At 67.4% G+C, this 24,855-nt stretch carries 25 protein-coding genes and 2 pseudogenes; 3 read left to right on the top strand and 24 right to left on the bottom strand.

Translation table 11 applies throughout. The annotated features are described in order from the left end of the window. Window positions 1–7: 7 nt before the first annotated feature. The 4 genes from mdcA to dctP form a co-directional block, all read right to left on the bottom strand. A complete protein-coding gene (mdcA, locus tag ACS5PN_RS05950; RefSeq protein WP_439463009.1) occupies window positions 8–1,672 on the bottom strand; it encodes a malonate decarboxylase subunit alpha in 1,665 nt (554 codons plus the stop codon). Between the two features lie 169 nt (window positions 1,673–1,841). Beyond that, entirely contained in the window at window positions 1,842–3,191 is a 1,350-nt protein-coding gene (locus tag ACS5PN_RS05945; protein ID WP_439463008.1) for a TRAP transporter large permease, read from the bottom strand. Next, window positions 3,188–3,760 (bottom strand): TRAP transporter small permease, encoded by a 573-nt coding sequence (locus ACS5PN_RS05940; RefSeq protein WP_439463007.1) that lies wholly within the window; start codon window positions 3,758–3,760, stop codon window positions 3,188–3,190. Before ACS5PN_RS05940 ends, ACS5PN_RS05945 begins: the two co-directional genes overlap by 4 nt. 7 nt (window positions 3,761–3,767) lie before the next feature. Continuing rightward, window positions 3,768–4,778 (bottom strand): TRAP transporter substrate-binding protein DctP, encoded by a 1,011-nt coding sequence (gene dctP, locus ACS5PN_RS05935; RefSeq protein WP_439463006.1) that lies wholly within the window; start codon window positions 4,776–4,778, stop codon window positions 3,768–3,770. Between the two features lie 200 nt (window positions 4,779–4,978). Between dctP and ACS5PN_RS05930 the strand changes: the two genes are divergently transcribed. Together ACS5PN_RS05930 and ACS5PN_RS05925 are read left to right on the top strand one after the other, a co-directional pair. Further along, window positions 4,979–5,440, top strand: coding sequence for a hypothetical protein (locus ACS5PN_RS05930; RefSeq protein ID WP_439463005.1), 462 nt, complete (start codon window positions 4,979–4,981; stop codon window positions 5,438–5,440). Between the two features lie 78 nt (window positions 5,441–5,518). Beyond that, window positions 5,519–5,767, top strand: a complete 249-nt coding sequence (locus ACS5PN_RS05925) for a hypothetical protein (RefSeq protein ID WP_439463004.1) — start codon at window positions 5,519–5,521, stop codon at window positions 5,765–5,767. A 43-nt stretch (window positions 5,768–5,810) separates the two neighbouring features. Here the strand turns inward: ACS5PN_RS05925 and ACS5PN_RS05920 are convergent, their stop codons facing one another. The 6 genes from ACS5PN_RS05920 to ACS5PN_RS05895 form a co-directional block, all read right to left on the bottom strand. After that, on the bottom strand, window positions 5,811–6,311 hold the full coding sequence (locus ACS5PN_RS05920; protein ID WP_439463003.1) for an endonuclease V: 501 nt from the start codon (window positions 6,309–6,311) through the stop codon (window positions 5,811–5,813). Window positions 6,312–6,742: 431 nt separating this feature from the next. After that, window positions 6,743–7,702 (bottom strand): pirin family protein, encoded by a 960-nt coding sequence (locus ACS5PN_RS05915; RefSeq protein WP_439463002.1) that lies wholly within the window; start codon window positions 7,700–7,702, stop codon window positions 6,743–6,745. Between the two features lie 44 nt (window positions 7,703–7,746). Further along, window positions 7,747–7,869, bottom strand: coding sequence for a hypothetical protein (locus ACS5PN_RS05910; protein ID WP_439463001.1), 123 nt, complete (start codon window positions 7,867–7,869; stop codon window positions 7,747–7,749). Between the two features lie 7 nt (window positions 7,870–7,876). Then, the gene (locus ACS5PN_RS05905) at window positions 7,877–8,335 is read right to left on the bottom strand and encodes an NADPH-dependent F420 reductase (RefSeq protein ID WP_439463000.1); all 459 of its coding nucleotides are present in this window, start codon (window positions 8,333–8,335) and stop codon (window positions 7,877–7,879) included. Between the two features lie 46 nt (window positions 8,336–8,381). Next, window positions 8,382–8,990, bottom strand: coding sequence for an FMN-dependent NADH-azoreductase (locus ACS5PN_RS05900; RefSeq protein WP_310260530.1), 609 nt, complete (start codon window positions 8,988–8,990; stop codon window positions 8,382–8,384). 44 nt (window positions 8,991–9,034) lie between these two features. Then, window positions 9,035–9,613, bottom strand: a complete 579-nt coding sequence (locus ACS5PN_RS05895; RefSeq protein ID WP_439462999.1) for a YceI family protein — start codon at window positions 9,611–9,613, stop codon at window positions 9,035–9,037. A 181-nt stretch (window positions 9,614–9,794) separates the two neighbouring features. On the opposite strand from ACS5PN_RS05895, the gene ACS5PN_RS05890 reads away from it, so the two are divergent. Continuing rightward, a complete protein-coding gene (locus ACS5PN_RS05890; RefSeq protein ID WP_439462998.1) occupies window positions 9,795–10,712 on the top strand; it encodes a LysR family transcriptional regulator in 918 nt (305 codons plus the stop codon). 195 nt (window positions 10,713–10,907) lie between these two features. Here ACS5PN_RS05890 and ACS5PN_RS05885 read toward each other — a convergent pair whose 3' ends face one another. From ACS5PN_RS05885 to ACS5PN_RS05820, 14 genes and pseudogenes are all read right to left on the bottom strand, one after another. Further along, entirely contained in the window at window positions 10,908–11,666 is a 759-nt protein-coding gene (locus ACS5PN_RS05885; protein WP_439462997.1) for a DUF6445 family protein, read from the bottom strand. Between the two features lie 121 nt (window positions 11,667–11,787). After that, on the bottom strand, window positions 11,788–12,720 hold the full coding sequence (locus ACS5PN_RS05880; protein ID WP_439462996.1) for a LysR family transcriptional regulator: 933 nt from the start codon (window positions 12,718–12,720) through the stop codon (window positions 11,788–11,790). 22 nt (window positions 12,721–12,742) lie between these two features. After that, on the bottom strand, window positions 12,743–13,501 hold the full coding sequence (locus ACS5PN_RS05875; protein ID WP_439462995.1) for an alpha/beta fold hydrolase: 759 nt from the start codon (window positions 13,499–13,501) through the stop codon (window positions 12,743–12,745). An 85-nt stretch (window positions 13,502–13,586) separates the two neighbouring features. Next, entirely contained in the window at window positions 13,587–14,165 is a 579-nt protein-coding gene (locus tag ACS5PN_RS05870) for a DUF4337 domain-containing protein (RefSeq protein WP_439462994.1), read from the bottom strand. A 12-nt stretch (window positions 14,166–14,177) separates the two neighbouring features. Next, the gene (locus tag ACS5PN_RS05865) at window positions 14,178–14,672 is read right to left on the bottom strand and encodes a dihydrofolate reductase (RefSeq protein WP_439462993.1); all 495 of its coding nucleotides are present in this window, start codon (window positions 14,670–14,672) and stop codon (window positions 14,178–14,180) included. Then, entirely contained in the window at window positions 14,669–15,478 is an 810-nt protein-coding gene (locus ACS5PN_RS05860; protein WP_439462992.1) for a thymidylate synthase, read from the bottom strand. The genes ACS5PN_RS05865 and ACS5PN_RS05860 overlap by 4 nt, the downstream gene beginning before the upstream one ends. 21 nt (window positions 15,479–15,499) lie before the next feature. Further along, window positions 15,500–15,841 (bottom strand): annotated as a pseudogene (locus ACS5PN_RS05855) (alpha/beta hydrolase family protein); the annotation flags it as partial. After that, a pseudogene (locus tag ACS5PN_RS05850) lies at window positions 15,744–16,205 on the bottom strand (alpha/beta fold hydrolase); the annotation flags it as partial. The pseudogenes ACS5PN_RS05850 and ACS5PN_RS05855, both read right to left, overlap by 98 nt. A gap of 1,259 nt (window positions 16,206–17,464) precedes the next feature. Next, window positions 17,465–19,255, bottom strand: a complete 1,791-nt coding sequence (locus ACS5PN_RS05845; protein ID WP_439462991.1) for an ABC transporter transmembrane domain-containing protein — start codon at window positions 19,253–19,255, stop codon at window positions 17,465–17,467. A 3-nt stretch (window positions 19,256–19,258) separates the two neighbouring features. After that, the gene (locus ACS5PN_RS05840) at window positions 19,259–20,395 is read right to left on the bottom strand and encodes a DegT/DnrJ/EryC1/StrS family aminotransferase (RefSeq protein ID WP_439462990.1); all 1,137 of its coding nucleotides are present in this window, start codon (window positions 20,393–20,395) and stop codon (window positions 19,259–19,261) included. A 17-nt stretch (window positions 20,396–20,412) separates the two neighbouring features. Continuing rightward, window positions 20,413–21,450, bottom strand: a complete 1,038-nt coding sequence (locus ACS5PN_RS05835; protein WP_439462989.1) for a lipocalin-like domain-containing protein — start codon at window positions 21,448–21,450, stop codon at window positions 20,413–20,415. After that, entirely contained in the window at window positions 21,450–23,990 is a 2,541-nt protein-coding gene (locus ACS5PN_RS05830) for an FtsX-like permease family protein (RefSeq protein WP_439462988.1), read from the bottom strand. Before ACS5PN_RS05830 ends, ACS5PN_RS05835 begins: the two co-directional genes overlap by 1 nt. After that, the gene (locus ACS5PN_RS05825; protein ID WP_439462987.1) at window positions 23,987–24,640 is read right to left on the bottom strand and encodes an ABC transporter ATP-binding protein; all 654 of its coding nucleotides are present in this window, start codon (window positions 24,638–24,640) and stop codon (window positions 23,987–23,989) included. Before ACS5PN_RS05825 ends, ACS5PN_RS05830 begins: the two co-directional genes overlap by 4 nt. Next, on the bottom strand, window positions 24,637–24,846 hold the full coding sequence (locus ACS5PN_RS05820) for a hypothetical protein (RefSeq protein WP_439462986.1): 210 nt from the start codon (window positions 24,844–24,846) through the stop codon (window positions 24,637–24,639). Before ACS5PN_RS05820 ends, ACS5PN_RS05825 begins: the two co-directional genes overlap by 4 nt. Window positions 24,847–24,855 lie beyond the last annotated feature (9 nt).

Below are 24,855 nucleotides of genomic sequence, written 5' to 3'. Positions count from 1 at the left end.
GTCGGCCTCACCAGTTGCGAAAGCGCTTGGGCGGCGCATACAGGCCGCCCGAGGCGCGCACGAGGTCGCGCATGCTGCGTGCGGCGAGCAGGTTGCGCGTGGCGTCGCGGGCGTCGATGCCGAGGTCGACAGGGCGCTTGATGACGCCGCGGTCGCGCAGGTTCTCGACCATGCGCGTGTCGCGTGCCAGGCCGACCGCCGTGTAGCCGGCCACGCCGCGGATGGCCTGTTCGCGTTCCTCGTCGCTGCGGCACAGCAGCAGGTTGGCGATGCCTTCCTCGGTCAGGATGTGGCTGACGTCCTCGCCGTAGATCATGATGGGCGGCAAGGCCATGCCGGCCTGCTCCTGCAGCGTCCAGGCGTCCAGCTTTTCGACGAAGGCCGGCTGCATGTGCTCGCGGAAGGTTTCCACCATCTGCACGACCAGCTTCTGGCCGCGGGGCGTGCCGGCGGCACCCTGGCGGCCGTTGCGGGCTTCTTCGCCGGCCTTCAACCAGGCCGGGCTGGCGTGGCGTCGACCGCGCGCATCGGCACCCATATTGGGCGCGCCGCCAAAGCCGGTGATGCGGCCCAGCGTGGCGGTGGAGGAGTTGCCCTGCAGGTCGATCTGCAGCGTGGAGCCGATGAAGAGGTCGCAGGCGTAGTGGCCCGCGGCCTGGCAGAAGGCGCGGTTGCTGCGCAGGCTGCCGTCGGCGCCGGTGAAGAAGACGTCCGACCGCGCGCGGATGTAGTCCTCCATGCCCAGCTCGGAGCCGAAGGAGTGGATGGACTCCACCCAGCCGGCCTCGATGGCGGGAATGAGGGCAGGGTGCGGGTTCAGCGCCCAGTGCTTGCAGATCTTGCCCTTCAGACCGAGGGACTCGGCATAGGTGGGCAGCAGCAGCTCGATGGCCGCGGTGTCGAAGCCGATGCCGTGGTTGAGGCGCTGCACGCCGTACTCGGCATAGATGCCCTTGATGGCCATCATGGCCATCAACACCTGGATCTCGCTGATCTGGGCCGGGTCGCGGGTGAACAGCGGCTCGACGAGGTTGGGGCGCGGCGCCTGCACGACGAAATCCACCCAGTCGGCAGGGATGTCGATGCGGGGCAGCACGTCCACGATCTCGTTGACCTGGGCGATGACGAGGCCGCCCGAGAAGGCCGTGGCTTCGACGATGGCCGGCGTGTCCTCGGTGTTGGGGCCGGTGTAGAGATTGCCTTGGCGGTCCGCCGCGTGGGCGGCGACGAGGGCGACCTTGGGCGTCAGGTCGACGAAGTAGCGGGCGAAGAGTTCCAGGTAGGTGTGGATGGCGCCGATCTCGATGCCGCCGCTGCTCACCAGCTTGGCCAGGCGGGCGCCCTGGGGGCCGGAAAAGCTGAAGTCGAGGCGCTTGGCGATGCCGCTCTCGAATACATCGAGGTGCTCGGGCAGGGCGAGCACCGACTGCACCATGTGCAGGTCGCGCACACGTTGTGGGTCCACCTGGGTCAGCGACTGCGCCAGGAAGTCGGCCTGCTTCTGGTTGTTGCCTTCCAGGCAGACGCGGTCGCCGGGTTCGATGACGGCCTCCAGCAGGCGCACAGCGGCTTCGGTCGCAACGTGACGGCCGCGTACGCCGGCGATCTCGGCCGCGCGGGCCAGGCGCTCGCGGCGCTGGCGGTCGCGCAGATTCCAGGCGGGAGCGTTCATCGTGGTGCTCCTGGTTTGCCTATGCCGCATTGGCGGTACATGGTGTTTGCGGGCCGAGCGACGGGCCGCTCCCTAGCCGGCCCGCTCTGGCGATGTGCATGCGGTTCAATGCCGCATGTATCGCCGTCCCCGCGGGGGACCGGCCAAGGTACTCCTTGGACGAAGGGCTTCATTTCGCACCCATCACCATGTCGGGCAGAGCCGTGGCGATGCTCGGGAAGATGCAGATCAGCAGCACCGCCAGCAGCATCAGGATCACGAAGGGCAGGACGCCCCAGATGATGTCGCGCAGCTCGATGTCGGGCGCGATGTTCTTGATGACGAAGATGTTCAGCCCCACAGGCGGGTGGATGAGGCCGGTCTCCATGACGATGGTCATCAGGATGCCGAACCAGATCAGGTCGAACCCGGCAGCCTTCAGCGGCGGCAGGATGATGGGCGCCGTCATCAGGATGATGCTGACCGGCGGCAGGAAGAAGCCGAGGCCAATGACCATCAGCAGCACCGCGGCGAGCAGCACCCATTTGGACAGCTGCATGCCGACGATCCACTCCGCCGCCGCCTGGCTGATGTGCAGATAGCTCATCACATAGCTGAACAGCAGCGACATGCCGATGATGAACATCAGCATGGTCGACTCCTTCAGCGTCGACGTGAGGATGGGGGCCACATCCTTGGGCCGCCACACACCGTAGATGGTGGCGATCAGCAGCAGGGCCAGCAGGGCGCCGAGGCCCGCCGTTTCCGACGGTGTCGCGAAGCCGCCGTAGAGGGCCACCATGACGCCGATCAGCAGCAGCACGAAGGGCACAACGCGCGGCAGCATCTCGAACTTCTGGCGGTGGGTGAAGGTCTCCTGGGCCAGCAGGGCCGAGGCAGCACCCGTGCGCTTGAACTCGGCCTCGGCCAGCGCATGTTCCTTGCGGTAGCGCATGGCGGCGTAGACGGCGAACAGCACGACCAGCAGCACGCCCGGGAAGATGCCGGCCAGGAAGAGGCGGCCCAGCGACTGCTCGGCCGCCACCGCGTACAGGATCATCGTGATGGACGGCGGCAGCAGGATGCCCAGGGTGCCGCCGGCCGCGATGATGCCGGCCGCGAAACCGGGCGAGTAGCCGCGCTTGCGCATCTCCGGGATACCGGCGCTGCCGATGGCTGAGCAGGTGGCCGGGCTGGAGCCGGCCATGGCGGCGAACAGCGCGCAGGCGAACACGTTGGCGATGCCCAGGCCGCCGGGGATGCGGCCCATCCACACATGCATGGCGGCATACAGGTCCTGGCCGGCGCGTGATTTGCCGATGGCCGCGCCCTTGAGGATGAAGAGCGGGATGGAGAGCAGGGTGATGCTGGCCATCTCCTCGTAGACGTTCTGCGTGACGGTGTCCAGCGCCGAGGCCGGCATGAAGATGGCCATGAAGAGCACCGCCACGCTGCCGAGCGCGAACGCGATCGGCGCGCCCGAGAACATGAACAGCAGCGTGACGACGCCGAACAGCGAGCCGAGTACAAGCATGCTCATGCCACTGCTCCTTGTTGGGGTTTGAACAGGCCGTTGATGCGGGCGGTGAGCTGCACCAGCAGCTGCAGGCTCAGCAGCGTCATGCCCAGGGCCATCAGCGCATAGGGAATCCACAGCGGCGGCGCCCAGGAGGACGACGTCGTCTGGCCCTCGGCCCAGGCCTCGTGGAACAGCGTCCAGGACTTCCAGGCAAAGAAGGCGCAGAAGGCCGTGCACATCAGGTCGACCAGGGCCAGGCGCAGCCGGTTGACCGAACGCGGCAGCAGGCCGGCCATGGCCTCGATGCCGACGTGGCCGCGCAGCTGCTGCACGAAGGCGCCGCACATGAAGGTGGCACCGACGAGGCAGAACACGGCGGCCTCGTCCTGCCAGTCGGTCGACGCCTTCATCAGGTAGCGCGAGAACACGCTGTAGGTCAGCACGCAGGAGGCCACCAGCAGGGCCAGCATGCCCAGCACCACCATGGCCTGGTTGACCCAGTGCAGGGCCTTCGCAACGGGCTGCAGCAGCGCGGGCGTGTCGGGGTCGATGCCGGCTGTCGCCGGCTTCAGTTCGAAACCGTGGCTCATGGTGGCCTCAGAGCAGCTTCTGGGCAGCCTTCAGGATGGCGGCGCAGGATTCGTTCTTCTCGCCGAAGTCCTTCCACGCGGTGTCGCGCGCGATGGCCTGCCACTTCTTCAGCGTCGGCTCGTCCATGTCGTAGACCTTGGCGCCGGCCTTGGCATAGATCTCGGCGGCGGCCTTGTCGTCGGCCTTGGCGGCGTCGCGGGCAAAGACTTCCATCTCGGCGCCGACGGCCATGACGATGTCCTGCTGGGCCTTGGGCAGCTTGTTGAAGACCTCCTTGGAGATCATCAGCGGCTCGAACATGAACCAGTAGGTGCGCTGGCGGCCCGAGGTCAGGTGCTTGGCGATCTCTTCCAGCTTGAAGGAGATGAAGCTGGTGGAGGACGTCATGGCCGCGTCCATGGCGCCGGTCTGCATGGCGGCATAGATCTCGTTGGAGGGCAGGGTGATGACGGAGGCGCCGGCCTGCTTCAGCATCATGTCCATCTCACGGCTGCCGCCGCGCACTTTCAGCCCCTTGGCATCGTCCGGCGTCACCAGCGGCCGCGCGCGGCTGGCCACGCCGCCGGCCTGCCAGACCCAGCTGACGACGATGACGCCCTTGTCGTCCAGCACCTTGGACAGCAGCTTGCCGACCTCGGCCGTCTTCCAGGCTGCGCCCTGCTCGTAGCTGGGCACCAGGGCCGGCATCAGGCCGGCGTTCGTCTCAGCGACCTCGCCGCCGGCATAGGACAGCGGCACCAGGCTCATGTCCAGCGCGCCCTTGCGCAGGGCCGAGAACTGGGCATTGGTCTTCATCAGCGAAGAGCCCGGGTAGACCGAGGCCTTCAGTGCGCCGCTGCTGCGCTTGTCGATCTCGGCGGCGAACTTGCGGCACAGGCGGTCGCGGAAGTCGCCCTGCTCCAGCGTGCCGCTGGGGAACTGGTGGGAGATCTTCAGGCTGCCGGCCTGGGCGAAGGCGGTGGGCCAGGCGGTTGCGGCGGCAGTTGCGGCCAGCCAGTCGCGTCGGGTCAGGGTCATGCTTGTCTCCAGAGTCCGCCATGAGTGACGGTATGCGGCCGCAGTGTGGAAGCGGCCCCCCCGGTGGTCAATCAACCCGGCCAGGCGACGTTTACGCTGGATGCAAAGGTCAGGGGTTAACCCTGCTCCCAAGAAGGCTGACTACGATGTTGAGAGCACAGCGCCACCTCCTACTTCATGGGCAGCGCGCTCCATCCACGATGTTTCCCTGGCCCACTCTTTTCTACATCTTCCTCAGCCTTGCCGTGGGTTTCGCTCTTGGGCATCTGGACCGATTGACGTCGTGGAAGCCGACGCTGTTTCTAGGAGGCGCCTGTGCGGGTGTGGGGGAGCCTTTGATGCTTTTCCTTTACCACCAGGGTTATCTGACGATTGATGACGCGTTCCATGTGGGCGCCGGTTTCTTGATTGCGGGAATGCTGGGTGTCGGCTGCGGAATGCAGAAGGCCGGCAGAGTGCTGCAAATCCAGCAGGATCAACTCAAGGCGGAGCGCGCGGCCGAGGAAGTGGGGCATCGACAGACGGCGACGCAAGGAATTTGTCCCGGCTGTGACGCAGTCATTGCCACCACTTCCGAAGAGTGCAGCCGATGCGGCGCGATCTTTGGACAAGGTTCAGCCTGGAAAGTGAAGCCTCTTTCTGCGTTCCACGAGCGAACGTGAAGTCGTCGAACCGGAGCGGCTTTGGCCGACGTGCATCCGCTGCAGGACTATGCTGGTGGCAAACCTAGGAGAGACGACGTGCACCAAAACACGCTCCAACCCGCCTTCCTGAGCTCGCTCATGACGGCCGGCGCCAATCTCGAACTGGTCTACAACGATCTGGCGCCGCACGCCAACGACCGGATGACCGCCGCATTGGCGCTTGCGAAACACGCCAGGGAAACGCAACGGCAGCTCAGGTTCATCGGGCTCAGTGCCGGCACCTCGGGCATCAAGCATCTGGCGGAGGAAGGCGCCGGTTATGTCACCTTCTCGTTGGTGAACTGATCGGCGCAGGCCGGCTGCCGAGGCCGGAACCGATGCGATGGGTTCAGTCCTTTTGCTTGGCCAGGCGAACTGCGAGCTTCATCAGCGTGGGAACGACCTTCCTGCCGTGCATCGCGCGCAGGCGCGCCTTGGCGGCGCCGATGTCGATGCCTGCGCAGGTCACGATCAGTGGCTTCGCCTCCTCTTCCCGCATCACCTCGAATTGCGTTGACAGGCCGGGTCGGCTTGTCTTGGAGATGCCGATGACGGGCGTCAGGCTGCCCAGGGCGTGAAACAGGTGCTGGCCCAGGCCGGGTGTTTCATCGGCGTCCAGGTGGACGCAACCGTCGATGAGGACGAGTTCGGGCTCCAGCCGATGTTCCCGCAGCAGTTGCATCACGCAGGGCAATTCGCGCAGGTCCAGTTCACCGCGTCTTGCCTTCTCGACATGGGTGATTTGCGTGAGGTAGGTCTTGGCCGCTTCCGGCGCATCCCAGGCCTCGAAGGCGACGGCGGCGGCTTGCGCCTGCACACCGTCGAAATGGACAGCGACTGCGAGTTTCATGCGGGATTCTGGCTCGCCTTCTTGTGCAGGGACTGCAGCAGGCGTGGGGAAGCCAAACGCGAAAAGAACCGCAGCCCAAAAGAAGCAGGCACGCCGGCCGTCAAGCGCGGCTGACGGCCACGCCGTCGAAACCAATGAAACAAACGCATTCCTTCAATTCGCGTTGGCGGGCCATACATTGGCAATCCCTGCTTTTCCTCCCTGAGCAGGCGCCTAGCGCGAAAGCGAAGGCATTCAGCCCCGGCCTGGTGCCGGGGCTTCTTTTTGTCGACGTTCGTGGCAAGGCTCGATGGACCGCAAAAGGCTGAGCTGAGTCATTCACATGCCGATACAGCAGCGACAGCAGCCGTCCGGACCAGTCATTGAGCACTTCTGGCACCGACCGGCAGCTTCGCCCATGGGTGCAGTCGCTTGACCACGGTCCTCGAAAGTCAATCGGTTGAAGCGAACCTTCCCCGCTTCGAGCCATGGTTCGGGTCGTAGACGCCCCAAGACCAATCTCCGAACCGGGTGTGTCGGTAGTCTTCGTAGGCACGTCGGATTTCGTCTAGCGTGTTCATCACGAACGGCCCGTACTGCATGACGGGTTCTTCAATCGGGCGGCCTTGGAGCAGCAGTACCTCGGCTTCGTTGGACCCATTTACCAGCTCGACCACGGCGGAGCAGTCGACCTCGATAGCAGAACGCGCGTCGACGCACACACCGTCGATGGTCAGCGTGGAGCCCTTGAAGAAGAGGAGCTGCCTGCGCGTGCCGCTACCCAAGGCAGCCGGCAGCTGCCACCTCGCACCCGGCGCCACCTTCAACGTCCACACGGCCAAGTCCGAACTAGGGTCTGACGCCCATGACCTTGAGGGCGGTGACGGCGGCTCTTGCATGTCCACTCCGTGCAAGGTGCCGACGATGCATGTGACGTCGACGCCGGCTTCAACATGCCTCGGGATGTCCTCGGCCCAGAACATCTTGAAGCTGGGCTCAGCCATCTTGTCGCGCGCCGGCAGGTTCAGCCATATCTGAAACAGCTCCAGCGTGTTCGGCTTAAGGGGGTCCAGCAAAGGGAACATCTCCGCATGCACGACACCACGCCCCGCAGTCAGCCACTGCACATCGCCCGCGGCATACCGGGCTGTGGCGCCCAGTGAGTCGGAGTGGTCGACGACGCCCTGGCGGACGATGGTGATGGTCTCGAAACCGCGATGCGGGTGTGCGGGGAAGCCTGGCACCGTCTGCCCGAAGTACATGCGCCAGGGCTCGGCGGATGGCGCCTTGCCAGGCCCCAAGTCAGCGTTCCCAGGTGGATAGTGGTCGAGGTGATAGGCGCAAACGAGAAATGGGTCGATGGTTTCCCAGGGGGTGCCGAGCCGGGCGACGCTGATGATGGAGCGGGGCATGGTTAATCCGAAGTGAGCAGAGGCGAGACGCCCTTGGCCGGCAGTCAGCTCAGCTTGATGAGGTTCTGCAGGATCAGCGGTCCGCCCATGCCGATCAGCCTTCCGCCTTCGTTCACCTTGCCCAGGGGGACCGGCGCGAAGCCCAGGTCTGCGGCCAGCTTGGACATCGCAGCCTCAGCGCCGGTCGTTGCTGGACACGAACATGACGCGCCGACCGCCGTTGACTGCGGGGTCCTGTGCGAGCAGCTTGGCCGGCAGCTGGTTCAGCGTCTTGACGACCTTCGCACCCCGGAAGGCGGCAGCCACCACGTCAGTGGAAGCCTGCCCCTTCAACTCTTCCGGCGAGATGCCGTAAGTGTTCATCGCGTCGACAACGACCTTGCCAGACCAGTTCTGGAGGGCACCGCCGACCGCCGCGTGAGCTCGGAACGGCACAGCCAGGATGACGACGTCGGCCGTAAGAGCGTCCTGCAGCGCGACGGGAATCACCTTGTCGCCGAGTTCAGCAGCAAGGGATGCAATGGACTCTGGGCCGCGCGTGTTGGCGATCCGCACGGAGATGCCGCTGCGGGCGAAGTGGCGAGCCAGGGCGGTGCCGACGTTGCCGGAACCGATGATGGAGTAGGAGGTCATGATGATTCTTTCGATGGGGATTTGAGATGTGCGAAGCGCGTGCCCTTCAGGCCGCAATCGCCTCGATGTCTTGGAGGGCCTTCGCGATGGCAGCGTCCTTGGCTTCCGGCCCGAACGCGATGCCTTCGGCGCGCACGACCTTCACGTCGGTCACGCCAAGGAAGGCCAGCAGTCCTGTGAGGTAGCTTTCCTGGTGCTCGAGGGCTGCAGCCGGGCTGCCGGCCGAGTACACGCCGCCGCGTGCTGACGCGATGAAGGCCTTCTTGCCCTTGAGCAGCCCTTGCGGCCCGGTCGCGGTGTACTGGAAAGTCTTGCCGGCCACGGCGACGCGGTCGATCCAGGCCTTGAGCGGCGTCGGAATCGACAGGTTGTACATGGGAGCGCCGATGACGAGGACGTCCGCCGCGAACAGCTCATCCATGTAGGCGTTGCCCTTGACCAGGTCGGCGTTGATGGTGACGTCGTCGCTGGTGGCGCCCATGCGCGCGGCCATGTGGGCGCCGGTGAGGTGCAAGGCGGGGTCGGCCGCCAGATCGCGATAGGTGACCAGGATGCCGGGGTGAAGCGCCTTTTGGCGAGCGACGATTTCAGCGGTCAGCTGGCGGCTGACGGACGCGGCGCCGAGCGCGCTGGAGTCAAGATGGAGGAGTTTCATGAAGGGTCTCGAAGTGGGTGGGGGGGAGTTGGTTCGCAGCGGGCTTACTGCTTGACGGCTTCGACCTGCACGGCGAGCTTCACGGTGTCGGGGATGCCGAAGTTGACGCCCCAGCCCATGCCCCACTGGCTGCGTTGAATCGTGGTCTCGAAGTCGCCGCCACAAACCTCGCGCTTGAGCATGGGGTTCGTGTAGCAGTTGAAGCTGGAGGCCTTCAGCACGACCGGCAGGGTCTTGCCCAGCAGCGTGAGTTGCCCCGCCACTTCGCTGACCTTGTCGCCGTTGAAGCTGAACGTGCTGGCGACGAACTTCGCCGTCGGGAACACAGCGGCGTTGAGGAAGTTGTCGCTCTGCAGGTGCTTGTCGAAAGCGGCCGTACCGGTGTCGATGGAGCCGGTCTCGAGCGTCAGTTCGACCTTCCCGGTCTTGGCTGCCTTGTCGAGTTGCACCGTGCCTTCCTTCTTGTCGAACCGACCGCGGTTGGTCGAGGTGCCGAAGTGGGTGACCTCGAAGGTCACGAAGGTGTGCGTGGGGTCGATGCTGTAGGTGGCGACTTCCGCGTGAGCGGTGCCGACGAGTGAGGTGGCGGCGGCCAGTGCGGCTGCGGAGAGGGTCTTGCGCATGGGACGTGTCCTTTGAGGGTGGCTTGCAGGAACTGGGGCGAAAACAGAGATGGGTCCCTGCTGCCTCCTATCCTTTGCAGCGATGGCTACATGGGAACGAATGATGTAGACCTGCTTCCATTCTGAGAAGCCGGTATATTGAGATTCGATCCATCTGTTGGAGAGATGGAAGGAGTCTCAATTGCTCGACGGCGTTTCCCTGGACCAGCTCAGGACGTTCATCGCCGCGGTGGACGAGGGCAGCTTTTCCGCCGCCGCACGCAAGCTCAATCGCGTGCAGTCAGCGGTGAGCGGGTGGGTCAGCGGGTTGGAGGAGCAAATCGGCGTGGTGCTCTTCGACCGCTCAGGCCGGTTTCCGAAGCTCACCGCGGAGGGTGTGCTTCTGCTGGCCGACGCCCGCAACATCGTGTCCGGCGTGGATACGCTGAAGGCCCGAGCCAAGCTGATGGCGGCAGGCCAGGAGACCGAGCTCTCGGTGGTGGTCGACGTGTTCTTCCCCACTGCGCTCGTCAGCGCTGCCGCAAAGGCATTTGCGAGCCAATTCCCCCTTACGCCGTTGCGCCTGTTCGTGGAGGGCCTGGGAGCGGCTTACCAGCCCGTGCTGGATGGGCGGTGCAGTTTGGGCATTCTCTCGACCTTGCCTGCATTGACGTTCCCGTCGCTGGTGAGCGAGCGCTTGGGCGAATTGCCCCTGGTATCGGTCGCCGCCGCGAACCATCCGCTCGCGGCATGGGCAGATCGGATTCCCCGGAGCGAGCTGGCGAAGCACGTCCAGCTGGTGCTCACCGACCGATCAGACCTGATGGCAGGACGCGACTACGGCGTGGTGTCGCCGTCGACCTGGCGCCTAGCCGACCTGTCGACCAAGTACGCCTTCCTGAAGGACTGCGTCGGCTGGGGCGGCATGCCACTGCACATGGTCGAGAAGGACATCGCTGATGGCACCCTGGTTGTCCTCGATGTGGACGACATGCCGCGGACGGGCTTCATGTTGACCATGTCCGCGTATCACCCGGCTTCCGAACCGCCCGGGCCCGCGGGCAGGTGGTTCATGGACCACTTGAAACGGTCCTGGGAGTACTTGCGGGAACTGCCCTGATGCCTCCGGCAGGACGGCTCATTCAGTGATACCCAGATGACGCTTGAGCGATCGGACGGTTGCTTGCAGCTTCCGCTGCAGAGATGTCGGGGTGAGGTGCGTGTCGCGCACCCTCGCCGCCCGAGAGTGGTCGTTGCTGCCATGTCGACAGGTGACTCGACGACTGCTTCCTGTCCGAGACCTTGAACGCGGCTATCAAGCCACGTGGCGAAGGCCCCTGAAAAAGGCATTGACGGTCAGCCGGCCCGGATCCTCGCGGTAGGCAGCCGGTGGTGCACGGCCAATGTCGCCGGAATGGAAGATGCCGCCGTCGTAGAAGACGGCGCGGTTCCATTTCGCGGGCACGCGGCCGATGACCTCGAACAAGCGGTTGCTCTGCGTCATATAGCCCTGCGGGATCTCGTATTTCTCGCCGAAAACAGCGGGGGCCAGCGTGTTGGCGTCGCGCCAGAACATGGCCGTGTTGTCGCGGGACATGGACGAGCGAAAGAACACCGTGCCGCCCAGCGTCTCGTCCCGGAACAGGTAGTGGACGCATGCCGCCACCATCTCACCGGCCGGTACGCCCGCGTCGTCGCGGTGGCAGACGCGCTGGCGGGCATCCAGTGTCATGGCCTCCTGGGTGACGCGGCCGAAGCGCGCGAACATGCCCAGCAAGGTTCTGACGCCCAGGCGTGCGCGCATCTGCTGCTCGAAGAAATTGCGCAGCTCGCTCGATGCGTCGTCAGGCAGACCCAGCTGGGGGCCGGGGTAGGGGTGGCCCGGGACGGCCTGGAAACGGCCCGCCATCTCGCGCGCCAGTTCCACCAGCGCGTCGGGGTCCTGCGCGAAGTCGTCGATGACGAAGACCTTGGCACCCCCCTCCAATACCACTGTCTCGAGACGCGCCGCCCGGTTGATCTGCAAGGCAGGCGAGAAGGTCTTGGTCTCGAGGTGGTGGGGCGGTTGCAGCATATCCAGGTCAGGTGCGGTCGTTGACGGCGTGGCTAACGCCGGCATTGAGCGCCAATGTGACTTGGAAATGTTTCCAAAATGCAAACGCGTTCGCTGCAATGCAGCCGACGCGACCCGGATCTCAACCTCGTGGTGGAGCCGCCTGCAGTTCCGCCGCATGGCCGCGGCAGGCCGCCAGCAGCGACAGCAGATTGGGGTCGCGTTCCCGCGTGCGCAGGAAGCACACGCTGATCTTCTGCCGCATCTGAAAGCGCGGCTGCAGCGGCACGAGGGCCACATTGCGCGGCAGCACGCTGCGGATGCGGCCCGGCAGCAGGGTGCAGCCGATGCCGCCGCCCACCAGGTTCATCAGCGAGAAGATGTCGTTGGTGGTCATGACCACATTGGGCTCGAAGCCCGCCACGCGGAAGGCGTCGACGAAGCGGTCGTGGGTCACATAGCCTTCGTTCAGCGACACGAAGCGCTCGTCGGCGCAGGCGCTGAGGTCGATCTCCGATTGCTGGGCGTGCGGTGATTCCGCCGGTGCCGCAAAGAAGATGTCGTCCTCGAACAGCAGCTGGGATTCCACGTCGCCCGCGCCGTCGGGGAAGCCCATCACGGTGGCGTCCACGCTGCCCTCGCGCAGCTTGCGCAGCAGGTCGTTGTTGGAGCCCAGCACCAGCTCGGTCTGGATGTCGGGCTTGCGCAGGCGCAGCCCCATGATGAGGGCCGGCACGGTGACGCTGGTCAGCGAATACAGCGAGCCGATGCGCATGCGGTCGGCCGCGTAGCCGGCGATCTCGCGCGTGGCGCGGATGCCGTGGGACATGGTCTGAAGCACCTCGCGGGCCACGTCGGCCAGGGCATGCGCGGCATCAGTGGGCTGAAGGTTGCGGCCTTCCAGGCGGAACAGGCTGCAGCGCGTGCCGGTCTCCAGCGAATGCAGGGCGCGGTGCACGCTGACGGCGCTGATGCCCAGGCGCTCGGCGGCGCGCGCGAGGTTCCCGCTCTCCATGAAGGCGAGCAGGATCTCGAGCTTGCGGAAGGTGATCTCTTCGTCGATGCGGTTGAGCATGTCAGGGCATCGTAGCCATCCTTCAGCGCGCCTGAGTGGCCGCCAGGATCACCCGGGCGATGTCCTCGGGTTTGGAGATCATGGACACATGGCTGGCGTCGACCTCCGTCGTCTTCGCACCCATGCGCTTGGCCATGAAGCGCTGGAAGTCGGGGTCGATGGTGCGATCCTGCCTGGACACCACATACCAGGACGGCTTGGAGCGCCAGGCGGCGACCGTCGTCTTGGCCGTCGTGACGGCGCGGGCCACCGGCTGCTGGGCGGCGTAGTAGACACGGGCCAGATGGGGGTCGAGGTCGCCGGCGAAATCCTTGACGAAGGCTTCCTCGCTGAGCTTGCCGAAGCCGTCGCTGCTCCAGACCAGGCCCTTGCCGGCCGGTGCCGCGGGGAAGGTCTTGGCCAGGGCCGGGTAGTCCTCGCCGGCATCGGGCGCGCGGGCCGCCACATAGACCAGGGCCGCGACCTTGGCGTCGGCGCCGGCCTCGGAGATGACCATGCCGCCATAGGAATGGCCGACCAGCACCGTGGGGCCGTCCTGCTGGGCCAGGGCGCGGCGCGTGGCCTCGACGTCGTCGGCCAGCGAAGTGGTCGGGTTCTGCACGGCCGTCACGTTCAGTCCGGCCTTCTGCAGCAGCGGGATCACCTGAGCCCAGCTCGAGCCATCGGCATAGAGGCCGTGGACGAGGACGACGTTCTTCACGGGAGCCGGGGCCTGCGCCAGCGAGGAGCCCGCGGCGAGAGCGAGCAGCGATGCGCCCAGCAGTTGACTGACAAATCCCATGGCTGTCTCCGAAGTTGATTCGGAGCGCAGCCTAGGGACGATGCGCCGGCGCATCAATTAGCCGGCGCAGGCGATCGTTACGCCATCAGATATGCATCCAGGCCGCGCCACCCAGGGCCACGCCGACCAGGCCGGCGGCAATCGTCGCCCACTCCATCCAGCGCTTCTTGGTCAGCAGCGTGATGGCAGCCAGGGCGATGGAGACCTGCAGGGCCGTCGTCGCCTGGGCCCAGCGGTGGTGCAGGTGGATCTGATGGGCGCTCTCTTCGTCGAAATGCTTGGACTCTTCATCCAGCTTCTCGGCGTTGAGCTTGATCTCGTTCTTTTCCTTCTCGTAGCGCGCGATCTTTTCGCGGTACTTGGCCTTCTGTTCCTCGCTGGTGCTGAGGTCCAGGGCCAGTTCGGCGAGGTTCTGCTTGCTGCTCTTGGCCTGGTAGAAAGCCCACTGGTTGCTGGCCTCGGTCTTCTTGATGGCCGCGTCGTTCTTGTACAGGGCCGCATTGACCTGGGTCACGCCGCCCGTGTAGGAGAAGAAGGCGCCGACCGTGGCCAGGATGGCCGTGATGACGGCCAGCTTGCCGGCAAAACCCTTGGGCTCGTGATGGGCCGCATGCTCCAGCTCGTGCTCGTGGGGGCCGTGGACGTGAAAGCCTTTTCCGGACATGGTGGTGTTCCTCTATTTCTTGCGTAGGTAATCGACGAAGTCGAAGGCCATGCCGTTGGCGCTGCTGCGCGTCTCTCGGCTCGCTTCGATGAATTGATCGCGCGGCCAGGCCGGGAAATGCCGGTCCGCATCTGGAAAGACGACATCCACCTCGGTCAGCGCCAGCTTGTCAGCCCGCGGCAAGGCCTGCGCATAGATCTCGCCGCCGCCGATGACGCAGGTCTCGGGTTCGGCAGCGCAGGCGGCCAGGGCCGCGTCCAGGCTGGCGAAGACCTCAGCACCGGACAGTTCGCTGACCGAGCGGCTGACGACGAGGTTGCGCCGGCCGGGCAGGGGACGGAACCTGGCCGGAATCGAATCCCAGGTCTTGCGGCCCATGACGACGGGTTTGCCTGCTGTCACCGCCTTGAAGCGGGCCATGTCCTCGGGCAGATGCCAGAGCAGGGCGTTGTCGCGGCCGATGGCGCCGTCTTTCGCGACAGCCGCCACCAGAGTGATCTTGCTCATACGGCGACCGGCGCCTTGATGGCCGGATGCGGGTCGTAGCCGCTGAGCTCGAAGTCTTCGTACTCGTAGTCGAAGATGCTCGCCGGCCGGCGCTTGATCGTCATGGTCGGGTAGGCACGCGGCTCGCGGGCAAGCTGGGTCTGCACCTGCTCGACGTGGTTGTCGTAGATGTGGCAGTCGCCGCCGGTCCAGATGAAGTCGCCCAGCTGCAGATCGCATTGCTGGGCCAGCATCATGGTCAGCAGCGCATAGGACGCGATATTGAAGGGCACGCCCAGGAAGATGTCGGCGCTGCGCTGGTAGAGCTGGCAGCTCAACTTGCCTTCAGCAACGTAGAACTGGAAGAAGGCGTGGCAGGGCATCAGGGCCATCTGGGGCAGGTCGGCCACGTTCCAGGCGCTGACGATGATGCGGCGCGAGTCAGGGTTGGACTTCAGCGTCTTCACCACGTCGGCGATCTGGTCGATATGACCCCCGTCCGGCGTCGGCCAGTTGCGCCATTGCACGCCGTAGACCGGACCGAGGTCGCCGTCCTCACGCGCCCACTCGTTCCAGATCGTCACGCCGCGTTCCTGCAGCCACTTGACGTTGCTGTCGCCGCGCAGGAACCACAGCAGCTCCAGCACGATGGACTTCAGGTGCACCTTCTTGGTCGTCACCAGCGGGAAGCCCTGGGCGAGGTCGAAGCGCATCTGGTGGCCGAACACGCTGCGCGTGCCGGTGCCGGTGCGGTCGCTTTTCTGCACGCCATGCTCGAACACATGGCGCATGAAGTCTTCATATTGGGACGGGGCGGTCTGGGGCATGGCGGAATTATCCCTGGCGGCTCAGCGCGCCTCGGTGGGTGGGGTGGCGGCCTTGTCGCCGATGTGCTTGTCGAGGAATTCCAGCATCCGTGCCACGAAGACGTCGACGTTGGCATAGCTCATGCCATGGCCCTGGTGCTTCAGTGGCAGCCATTCATAGGGGCGCCCGGCCTTGTCCATGGCCTTCATCAGCCTTTCGCTGTGGCCGATGGGCACGCGGGCATCGTCCTCGCCGTGGGCGATCAGCAGCGGCGCCTTGATCCTGGCGGCATGCTTCAACGGCGAGACGGTGTCCAGTTGTGCGCGGTCGCGCTGCTCGTCGCCCACCAGCCGGCGGGTGGCCTCGCGCGAGATCTTGGTGGAATCGGAGAAGTCCGAGTAGAGCTGGGCGATGTCGGAAACCCCCCGCGTAGCTGATGCCGCAGCGGTAGAGCTCCGGTGTCTTGATCAAGCCCCAGACGGCCGCGTGGCCGCCGTAGCTGCCGCCATAGATGCAGATGCGGCGCGGGTCGGCGAAGCCGCTGCGGATGAGGTGCTGCACGCCGGCGGTGATGTCATCCTGCATGGCCAGGCCCCATTGGCCATAGCCGGCCGCCTCGAAGGCCTTGCCGAAGCCGGTGGAGCCGCGGAACTGCGGCTGCAGCACGGCATAGCCCCGGCTGGCCAGCAATTGCGCGTAGGCATCCCAGCCCCAGTGGTCACGCACGAAGGGGCCGCCATGCACCATGACGACCAGGGGCCAGGGGCCCGCGTCGCCCGCAGGCCGCGTCAGAAAGGCCGGGATGCTGAGCCCGTCGGGGGAGGCGTAGCTGATCGCCTCCAGCGGCCGCATCTGTGCCGGATCGATGCCGGGCATGGCCTCCAGCAGCAGGCGCATCTTCATGGTCGCCACGTCCAGCAGATACCAAACGCCGGGATCCACGTCGCTGTAGGAGTGCACCAGCACGCGGCCCTTGGGGTCGCTGCCGGAGAGCCGGTTGACCTTGCCGGTCAGCACCTCGTCCACGGCAGCCTGCAGGGCCGCCCAGCGCTTGTCCAGCCATTGGGCCGTGGGCTTGAGGCCGCCCTTGAACAGGCGGCGGTAGGCGCCGTCGCCGGCGGCATCCGTGTCGGCGTAGTTGATGTCCACCTTGTCGTCGCCTGCCAGCATCTCGCCGCGCTGCCGGGCCACGGGGTCGTAGCGGAAGATCGCCCAGGTGTCGCGGCCCTCGCGGGATCGCACCGTCAGTTCGTCGGCGTCAGAAGCGGCAGCCAGCGGCCTCCAGCGTTCATCGGCGACCTGGTGCTCGTCCAGCTTGATCCATTCGTCGGAAGTCGGGCCGCGGTACCAGTTGGACAGCAGGGTGCGGTCGTTCCAGAACTCCGAGTTGGCCAGCGTCACCACGCGCAACCGGCCCTGGGCGTCCAGGGCCCAGTCCAGCAGCTCGCCCGACATCGGATAGGTCAGGCCGCGGCTTTTGCCGTTGCGGGCGTCGTACACGGCCAGCTTGCGGTGCTTGAAGTCGTCGTAGGCCACCACCAGCGTGGATTGCGGGTCCGCCGGCACGGCCTTGGTCAGCAGATGGGTGCCGATGTCGGCCAGCCGTTTGCCCGTTAAGTCATGGGACGAGGCCACGGCCCCGTAGTTGACGCCGAAGATCGTCGACGTGATCCAGCCGAGCTGGTGCGGATAGCGCGAGAACATATAGCCGCCATCGCGCTCCCATTTGCCGGTGATGATGGCCTTGCGCGAAAGGTCCTCGGTGCCGATCAGCACCACGACGGTCCCGATGCTGGAGTTCGCCAGCGCGATGATGTGGCGCCCGTCGGGCGAGATCTCGGCCTGCACGAATTGCGCCGGCTTCATCGCGTCGGCGATGGCCAGGCGCGGCGGCGGTGATTCTTCTGCATGCGCGAACGCGAATGCGCTCAGGGCCAGCGCGCCGATGACACGGCGAAGCCAGGCGTTCTTCATGTCAAACCCTCCCCAGGGTGGCAGCCCGGGCTTCAGCCGGGCTGCAGGCCAAACTGCATCGCCGCCAGCTTCGCATACAGCCCACCCCGCGCTACCAGCTCCTCGTGCCGGCCGATGTCGACGATTCGCCCCGCGTCCAGCACCACGATGCGGTCGGCCTTCTGGATCGTCGCCAGGCGGTGGGCGATGACCAGGGTCGTGCGGTGCTGCATGGCGGCTTCCAATGCTGCCTGCACGACGCGCTCGCTCTCGGCGTCCAGCGCGCTCGTCGCCTCATCCAAAAGCAGCAGCGGCGGGTTCTTCAGCATGGCGCGGGCGATGCTGATGCGCTGGCGCTGTCCGCCGGACAGGCGCACGCCGCGCTCGCCGAGGAAGCTGGCATAGCCCTCAGGCAGGGCGCGGATGAAGTCGTCGGCAAAGGCGGCCTTGGCGGCGGCGATGACCTCTTCGTCCGTCGCTTCGGGGCGGCCGTAGCGGATATTCTCCATCGCCGTCGTCGAGAAGATGACGCTGTCCTGGGGCACCAGGCCGATGCTGGCGCGCAGGTCCTTCAGGCTGAGCTCGCGGGTCTCGACGCCGTTGAGGCGGATGGAGCCCGACTGCGGGTCATAGAAACGCAGCAGCAGTTGCAGCACCGTGCTCTTGCCGGCGCCGCTGGGACCAACGAGGGCGACGGTCTCGCCCGGTGCGATGTCCAGGCTGAGCTTGTCGAGTGCTGCCGTGGCAGGACGCGAGGGGTAGTGGAACTGGATGGCATCGAACTCGACGCGGCTGCCGCCCGTCGTCACGCCCAGGGCGCGGGGCTGGGCGGGTTCGCCCACCGGCGAGCGGGCCTCCATCAGCTCGATGAGGCGCTCGGTGGCGCCAGCGGCGCGCAGCACATCGCCCCAGACCTCGGCCAGCACGGCCACGCTGCTGACCAGCAAGGTCACGTAGACGACGGTCTGGCCCAGGTGACCGGCCGAGATCTTGCCCGCGATGACGGCCTGGGTGCCTTGGTACAGGCCCCACAGCATGGCGCCGAAGACGGCCGTGATGATGAAGGCCACCATGAAGCTGCGGATGCGGGTGCGCTTGCGGGCCGTGTCAAAGGCGGCCTCGCTGGCGTTGGCGAAGCGTTTGGCCTCGGCGCCTTCCTGGGTGTAGCTCTGCACCACGGTGACGGCGTTCAGCACCTCGGCGGCGATGGCCGAGGTGTCGGCGACGCGGTCCTGGCTGGCGCGCGACAGCTTGCGCACGCGGCGACCGAAGTAGAGGGCCGGCGCCACGACCAGCACCAGGATGCCCAGCACCTGGCCCATCACATAGGGGTTGGTGACGACCAGCATCACGAGGGCACCCACGCCCATGACCAGGTTGCGCAGGCCCATGGACAGGCTGGAACCTACGACGGTCTGCACGACGGTGGTGTCGGTCGTGATGCGGGAAAGCACCTCGCCGGTCTGCGTCGTTTCGAAAAATTCGGGGCTCTGGCGCAGCACATGGGTGTAGACGGCGTTGCGCAGGTCGGCCGTCACGCGCTCGCCCAGCCAGGTCACCATGTAGAAGCGCGAGGCCGAGAACAGGCCCAGGGCCGCACCGACGGCGAACATGGCCAGGAAATGCTCGCGCAGGGCCATCAGGCGCTCGCCCGCATTGCCAGCGGCAAAACCGGCGTCGATGAGGCCGCGCAGCGCGATCGGGAAGGCCAGCGTGGCGAGAGCCGCCAGCAGCAGGGTCACCATGGCCAGGGCGATGCGGCCGCGGTAGGGCCTCAGAAAGGGGGCCAGGCCGCTCAGGGAGCGGGCCTGCTTGGAGGCCGGGCGTTCGGTCGTGGAGCTCATGGGTTACAGCTTGTCGGTCAGCACGGCACAGCTGCGGGCCAGCATCGCGTCGTCAAGGTCCTGGTGGCAGAGCAGTTGCAGCACATGGTGGCGCCAGCGCGCCCCATGGTCGTTGTGGAAATCAGGCACGCCGGGCCAGACGCGGTCCCAGCGGAACACGGCGCAGCCGGCTGCGCGCAGGGCGGCGTAGACGGGCTCGGGTTCGTCCACCCACAGCGGCATCACATAGGGCGCGGCCTGGGCGGGCAGGGGGCCGAACAGCGGCCGCGCGCCGCGCAGGGCCTGAGTCGAGCGATGCAGGTGTTCGTAGTGGGCGCGCCGGCGGGCGACGATGCGTGCGCGCGGCAGGCCGAGCAGGCGCCGGTTCAGGCCGGGCATGGCCTGCTCGCTGCGGCCGAGGTCGCAGTCGGCCATCATTTGCGCTTCGGTCGGTTCGGGCGCTGGCGCAGCGGCTGGAGGAGCCGCGCGTGGAGGCCCGTTCTTCAGACGGAACAGGCCATTCAGCGCCAGGTTGAAGCCGGTGAGACGGCCCTGCTCGCTGGAGCGCTCCAGCAGATCGACCCAGGCCTTGAGCTGCTGCTTGGCCCCCGCCGGCTGCAGCGCCTGGGCCGGCAGCGGCTTGGCCGAGGCCAGCAGCCCGCCTTCCGAGACGGGGAAGAACTTGGAGACGCTGGCTGTCGCCAGGTCGCCCCAATGGCCCACCGGTCGCTCGCCGGCCTGGCCGAAGAAGCTGTGGGCGCAGTCCTCCACCAGGGCGATGCCGCGCGCATCGCACCAGGCGCGCACGGCCGCGAGCGAGCGTGGCAGGCCGAAGAGCTGGGCCACGACGATGGCGCGGGTGCGCGGTGCCGGCGTGATGGCGTCGAGCACCGGCAGGCCATCGGGGCCGAGGGGATAGAACTGGACGGCCGCACCCGCCGCGCGCAGCGGCGCCACCAGGGTCGGGCAGTGGTAGCTGGGGGCCAGCACGCTGTCGCCGGCCTGCACGCCCAGGGCCCTCATGGCGGCGAACAGGGCTGCGCGGCCGCTGGTCAGCAGCCGCGTGTGGGGCAGGTCATCGACGGCGGCCAGCCCTGCGGGCCGATCGCCGGAGAAGTTGTCCCAACCAAAGGTCGGACGGGTGGGTTGGCGTGAAGGCATTCGGCGCGCATTGTGGGTCACGGCAATGGCGGCCGCCCCGCATAGCCGGTCAATTCCAGATAGCCGGCGCCGAGTGGCCGCTTTTGGGCGTCGAACAGCTGGGCGGCGCCTTCCCAGTAGACGATGCCGCTGGCGTGGCGGGCGTCGATCTCCTGGGCGTCGAACCAGGCGCTCAGCCGCATCTCTCCGGCGGGGCTGTTCAGCCGCCATTCCACCGGGTAGCGGGCACCCGTGGCCGGGCTGGTCCAGTGCCGCGTCGGCGTCATGGCGATCTCCTCGGGCGCGAAGCTGCGGTCGGGCTGGCCGGGCGTGCGCAGGCTGCCGCCCGCCCACTCCCGGCTGCCGTCCTTGCGGCGCAGCTGGAACAGCGTCAGGGCCCGGCCGTCGTGCAGATTGATGCCCAACCAATCCCAGCCGACCGCCTGGCCGAGCAGGCTGTCGCTCCATTCATGGTCCAGCCAGGCACGTCCTGTCAGCGGCATCTTCCGGCCGTCCAGTGTCAGCGTCGCCCGGGTGGCAAGCTGGGGGCGGGTGTAGTAGCGGCTGAACTGTGCAGGGTCAGGCCCTTTGCGCGACAGGCCGGCGTCGCCCTGCAGCAGCGGCGCCTCAGAAGTGGCGAGGTTCAGGTCCAGCGCAAAACCAGGGCCGCTGAAGGCCGCGCGATAGCCATCGTCCGTGCGCTTCAGCGTCCAGTCGCGCAGCTTCACGTCGCAGTCCCCCGTCTGCGCCTGGACGGCGCCGGGCAGGGTGCGCAGCAGGCGCTGGGCATGGCGTTGCTTCTGCGCGCCGATGTCGGACAGGGCCACATGGCCGAGGATCAACTGCCTGGCGGCCAGGCCGCTGGGATGGCCGGCGGCAGCCGGGCCGGGCAGGCGGAAGAAGGTCAGCTGATAGCCAAAGCGCGGCGGGGCGCCGTCGCCCAGCAACCCCGTCAGATACCACCACTCAATGTTCTGCCGCGGATGGGCGCCGAAATCGGCCGGGAACTGCAGGCCCGCCGCGGCGGCACGGACCTGCAGGGGCAGTCCCGCGAGCAAGAGGGTGCGGCGCTTCATCATGCGTCCTCCCTCACGGCGCGCACGGCGTCGGTGCCGAGGGCGCGGCGGCCGGCCAGCAGCGAGGCGCCGACGGCCGCGGCAAAGGCCAGGCCGACGAGGACGGCCAGGCGCAACAGCGGCAGGTGCATCTCCATGCTCCAGTGAAAGCTCTGCGGATTGACGACGTAGACCAGGATGGCGCTCAGGCCCAGACCCAGCGCCAGGCCCGCGATGGCGCCGGCGCCGCCCTGCAGGCTGGCCTCGATGAGGAGCAGCCGCATCAGCTGGCGCCTGGAGAGGCCCAGATGCCGCAGCAGGCCGAACTCGCGCTTGCGCGCCAGCGCCTGGGCCGACTGGCTGGCGATGACGCCGAACAGGCCCACGGCCAGGGCCACGGCCTGCAGCCAGATGGTGATGGCGAAGCTGCGGTCGAAGATCTTCAGCGACAGCGCGCGCAGCTCGCCCGCGGCGGCCATCTCGATGTTGTCGCCACCGAGCTGGCGCACGGCGTCACGCGTGGCGTCCAGCGACTGGCCCGGCGCCAGCCACAGCGCCAGCTCGGCGGTGCTGGCGTCGCCGCTGGCGCGGCGGTAGTCGTCCAGGGCCATCCACAGCGCCGTGTTCTGGCGCGAGTAGTCGCGCCAGACGCCCTGCACCTGCAGCTTCAACGTGCGGCCGCTTTCCATCAGTTCGCCCTGCAGCACATGGCCGGGCTTGAGCCCGTCACGGTCCCGCGCGGCTTCGTTGACCCAGATGGGCAGGGTGCCCGGCGCCGTCGCGCCGGACCAGCGTTCGATGAGAGGCAGGCCGCCGGCCTGGATGTCGCGGGCCGTGAGGGCCACGGTCTGGCCACCGGCGGCCAGGCGCAGGCGCGCGGTGATCTGCGGCGAGGTGCGCGCCACCTCGGGCCGTTGCGATATGGCCTGCAGCAGGGCCGGCGGCAGCGGTGCGGGCATGCCGTTGGCGGCTCGCAGCGAACTGCGCACATAGAGATCCGCGGGCAGGGCCTGGTCCAGCCAGCGCATCAGCGATTCGCGGAAACTGCCGATCATGACCGTCATGGCCACGGCCAGGGCCAGGGCGACGAGGACGCCGGCGAGGGAGCGGCGCGCCTCGGTCGCCTGGTCGCGGCTGCGTTCGCGGGCCAGCAGCAGCAGAGCGCTCGCGGGCAGACGGGTGAGCAGGGCCGTCATGCCCTGCACCAGGGCCGGCACCAGGGCCAGGCCGCCCATCATCAGGAAGAACATGGCCGCATAGGCCGCCACCGGCGTGTCGTTCCAGATGGGCGGCAGCCAGGCCAGTGCTGCGCCCAGGGCCAGCAGCGCGAGGCCGGCCCAGGCCGGCAGCGTGCGCCCGGCCGGCAGGCCCAGGCCCTTGAGCACCAGGGCCGGTGCAATGCGCCTCACCGTCAGCGCCGGGGCCAGTGCCGCCACCAGGGCTGCGGCCAAGCCCAGGGCGCCGTAGACAAAGGCCGGCAGCAGCAGGGGCTGGTTGAACAGCAGGTCCACTGACGAATCGCTGGCGCCGTGCAGACCCAGATCGCTCCCCATCAGCTTGAGCGCCCCCGCGGCCAGGCCAACACCCAGCAGCAGGCCGAGCACCGTGCCGACCGCACCGATGACGAGGCCTTCTGTCAGGATCAGCCGCCAGCGCATGCGTGCCGACACGCCGAGCACGCCGACCAGCGCCCATTGCGGCAGGCGCTGGGCGGTGGCGAGGGACAGCACCGCGTAGACGAGGAAGCTGCCGGTGAACAAGGCCATCAGGGCCAGCAGCCCGAGGTTGACGCGGTAGGAGCGCGTCATGTCGTTCAGGCGGGCGCCGGCGTCGTCGGGCGGTTCCGCCTGCCAGCGCGCCGGCAGGCTGGCAGCCCAGGCCTTGGCGTCGACGCCGGACGCCAGCTGCACGTCGATGCGGTCCAGGCTGCCGAGGCGGCCGAAAAGGGCTTGGGCGTCGGCGATGTCCAGCACGCCCAGCGGCGTGTTGTCGGCCACAACGCGCCCGCCGATGGCGAGTTCGATGTCGCGCGGCGTGCCATTGCCGGGCAGGCGCAGCTTCAGCGTCTTGGCATCGGCGGGCAGCAGCTTGCGGGCGGCGGCGTTCAGGTGGACGGCGTTGGCTTGCAGCAGCGCCGCCATGCCGCCTTCGACCTGCGGCGTCAGCTCGGGCGCCAGCGGGTGGCCGGCGGCGGTCGAGCCCAGCAGGGCCAGGGGGTCCAGACCGATGAGATGGATGGACAGGCCGCGGCCCTGGGGTCCGACCTGGCCGGGCCACAGGGCCATGGCCTCGACGACGGGGCTGGCGGCGGTGACTTCCGGGCGGTTCAACAGCGCGACCAGATCGGCATCGACCAGCGCGCCGGCGCGGGCCTTCAGCACCAGGTCGGGCTGGCCGTTGACACCTCGCGCCGCACGCGCGAACTCGGCCAGGGCCGCGCCGTTGAGCAGATGCACGCCGAAGGCCAGGGCCACGCCCAGCATGACGGCGATGACGGCCAGCACGACGCGGCCGGGCTGGTCGCGCCAGGCAGGCCAGGTGAACGATCGCCAGAGGGTCATGCGGGATGCAGCCCGCTCGCGTCCAGGCGCAACTGCCTGTCAGTCGCTTCCGCTGCCCGTTCGGAGTGGGTGACCAACAGGCAGGCCGCGCCGGCCTCCTGCGTGCAGCGCCTGAGCAGCTCCAGCACTTCGCCGGCATGGCGGGGGTCGAGGTTGCCGGTAGGCTCGTCGGCGAGAACCAGGCGAGGGCGATGGACCAGGGCCCGTGCAATGGCGACGCGCTGCAGCTGGCCGCCGGACAGTTGCCGAGGCATGCGTGCCGCCAGGGCGCCCAGTTCGACGGCGGACAGCATCTGCTTCACCCGTTCGTCATCACGCTGGCCCAGCAGGCGCAGCGGCAGGGCGACGTTGTCGGCCACGCTGAGGTGGGGCAGCAGATGGAAGGCCTGGAAGATGAAGCCCAGCTCGCGACGGCGCAGGGCGGAGCGGGCTTCGTCGTCCAGGGCGCGCAGGTCCTGGCCAGCCAGCGTGATGGTGCCGGCGTCGGCCTCGTCGAGGCCGGCCAGGCAGTTCAACAGCGTGGACTTGCCGCTGCCCGACTCGCCCAGCAGGGCAACGATCTCGCCCGCGTCCAGGTCCAGGTCCACATCCGAAAAAACCGCCACCTCGCCGTAGGACTTCGCGAGGCGGCGCGCACTCAAAAGACTCATGATCCGGATTCTGGGTCCTTGCGCGAGGCGCTGGCCCGACCCTGGGGCGGTGCGAGCTTGACACCGCGCCGGGCCAGGGCTTCGCGCAGCAGCAGTTCAGCCTGGGCATTGGCACTGCGCAACTCCGTCGCCGCGAGGCGCTCCACCTCGGCCCACAGGGCCGGGTCGATGCGCAGCGGGAAGGATTTCTTGTCGGGGCTGGCCATGCCTGCAGG

It is taken from the genome of Roseateles sp. NT4, assembly GCF_051857475.1.
Lineage (GTDB): Bacteria > Pseudomonadota > Gammaproteobacteria > Burkholderiales > Burkholderiaceae_C > Pelomonas.
Note: the sequence above shows the minus strand (reverse complement) of the source record. Positions and strands in the feature narration are given on the sequence as shown.

What these genes read in the sequence shown, in the direction of transcription:
- mdcA (WP_439463009.1), bottom strand. Translation starts at nt 1,672, where the DNA reads ATGAACGCTCCCGCCTGGAATCTGCGCGACCGCCAGCGCCGCGAGCGC.
- ACS5PN_RS05945 (WP_439463008.1), bottom strand. Translation starts at nt 3,191, where the DNA reads ATGAGCATGCTTGTACTCGGCTCGCTGTTCGGCGTCGTCACGCTGCTG.
- ACS5PN_RS05940 (WP_439463007.1), bottom strand. Translation starts at nt 3,760, where the DNA reads ATGAGCCACGGTTTCGAACTGAAGCCGGCGACAGCCGGCATCGACCCC.
- dctP (WP_439463006.1), bottom strand. Translation starts at nt 4,778, where the DNA reads ATGACCCTGACCCGACGCGACTGGCTGGCCGCAACTGCCGCCGCAACC.
- ACS5PN_RS05930 (WP_439463005.1), top strand. Translation starts at nt 4,979, where the DNA reads ATGTTTCCCTGGCCCACTCTTTTCTACATCTTCCTCAGCCTTGCCGTG.
- ACS5PN_RS05920 (WP_439463003.1), bottom strand. Translation starts at nt 6,311, where the DNA reads ATGAAACTCGCAGTCGCTGTCCATTTCGACGGTGTGCAGGCGCAAGCC.
- ACS5PN_RS05915 (WP_439463002.1), bottom strand. Translation starts at nt 7,702, where the DNA reads ATGCCCCGCTCCATCATCAGCGTCGCCCGGCTCGGCACCCCCTGGGAA.
- ACS5PN_RS05910 (WP_439463001.1), bottom strand. Translation starts at nt 7,869, where the DNA reads ATGTCCAAGCTGGCCGCAGACCTGGGCTTCGCGCCGGTCCCCCTGGGC.
- ACS5PN_RS05905 (WP_439463000.1), bottom strand. Translation starts at nt 8,335, where the DNA reads ATGACCTCCTACTCCATCATCGGTTCCGGCAACGTCGGCACCGCCCTG.
- ACS5PN_RS05900 (WP_310260530.1), bottom strand. Translation starts at nt 8,990, where the DNA reads ATGAAACTCCTCCATCTTGACTCCAGCGCGCTCGGCGCCGCGTCCGTC.
- ACS5PN_RS05895 (WP_439462999.1), bottom strand. Translation starts at nt 9,613, where the DNA reads ATGCGCAAGACCCTCTCCGCAGCCGCACTGGCCGCCGCCACCTCACTC.
- ACS5PN_RS05885 (WP_439462997.1), bottom strand. Translation starts at nt 11,666, where the DNA reads ATGCTGCAACCGCCCCACCACCTCGAGACCAAGACCTTCTCGCCTGCC.
- ACS5PN_RS05880 (WP_439462996.1), bottom strand. Translation starts at nt 12,720, where the DNA reads ATGCTCAACCGCATCGACGAAGAGATCACCTTCCGCAAGCTCGAGATC.
- ACS5PN_RS05875 (WP_439462995.1), bottom strand. Translation starts at nt 13,501, where the DNA reads ATGGGATTTGTCAGTCAACTGCTGGGCGCATCGCTGCTCGCTCTCGCC.
- ACS5PN_RS05870 (WP_439462994.1), bottom strand. Translation starts at nt 14,165, where the DNA reads ATGTCCGGAAAAGGCTTTCACGTCCACGGCCCCCACGAGCACGAGCTG.
- ACS5PN_RS05865 (WP_439462993.1), bottom strand. Translation starts at nt 14,672, where the DNA reads ATGAGCAAGATCACTCTGGTGGCGGCTGTCGCGAAAGACGGCGCCATC.
- ACS5PN_RS05860 (WP_439462992.1), bottom strand. Translation starts at nt 15,478, where the DNA reads ATGCCCCAGACCGCCCCGTCCCAATATGAAGACTTCATGCGCCATGTG.
- ACS5PN_RS05845 (WP_439462991.1), bottom strand. Translation starts at nt 19,255, where the DNA reads ATGAGCTCCACGACCGAACGCCCGGCCTCCAAGCAGGCCCGCTCCCTG.
- ACS5PN_RS05840 (WP_439462990.1), bottom strand. Translation starts at nt 20,395, where the DNA reads ATGCCTTCACGCCAACCCACCCGTCCGACCTTTGGTTGGGACAACTTC.
- ACS5PN_RS05835 (WP_439462989.1), bottom strand. Translation starts at nt 21,450, where the DNA reads ATGAAGCGCCGCACCCTCTTGCTCGCGGGACTGCCCCTGCAGGTCCGT.
- ACS5PN_RS05830 (WP_439462988.1), bottom strand. Translation starts at nt 23,990, where the DNA reads ATGACCCTCTGGCGATCGTTCACCTGGCCTGCCTGGCGCGACCAGCCC.
- ACS5PN_RS05825 (WP_439462987.1), bottom strand. Translation starts at nt 24,640, where the DNA reads ATGAGTCTTTTGAGTGCGCGCCGCCTCGCGAAGTCCTACGGCGAGGTG.
- ACS5PN_RS05820 (WP_439462986.1), bottom strand. Translation starts at nt 24,846, where the DNA reads ATGGCCAGCCCCGACAAGAAATCCTTCCCGCTGCGCATCGACCCGGCC.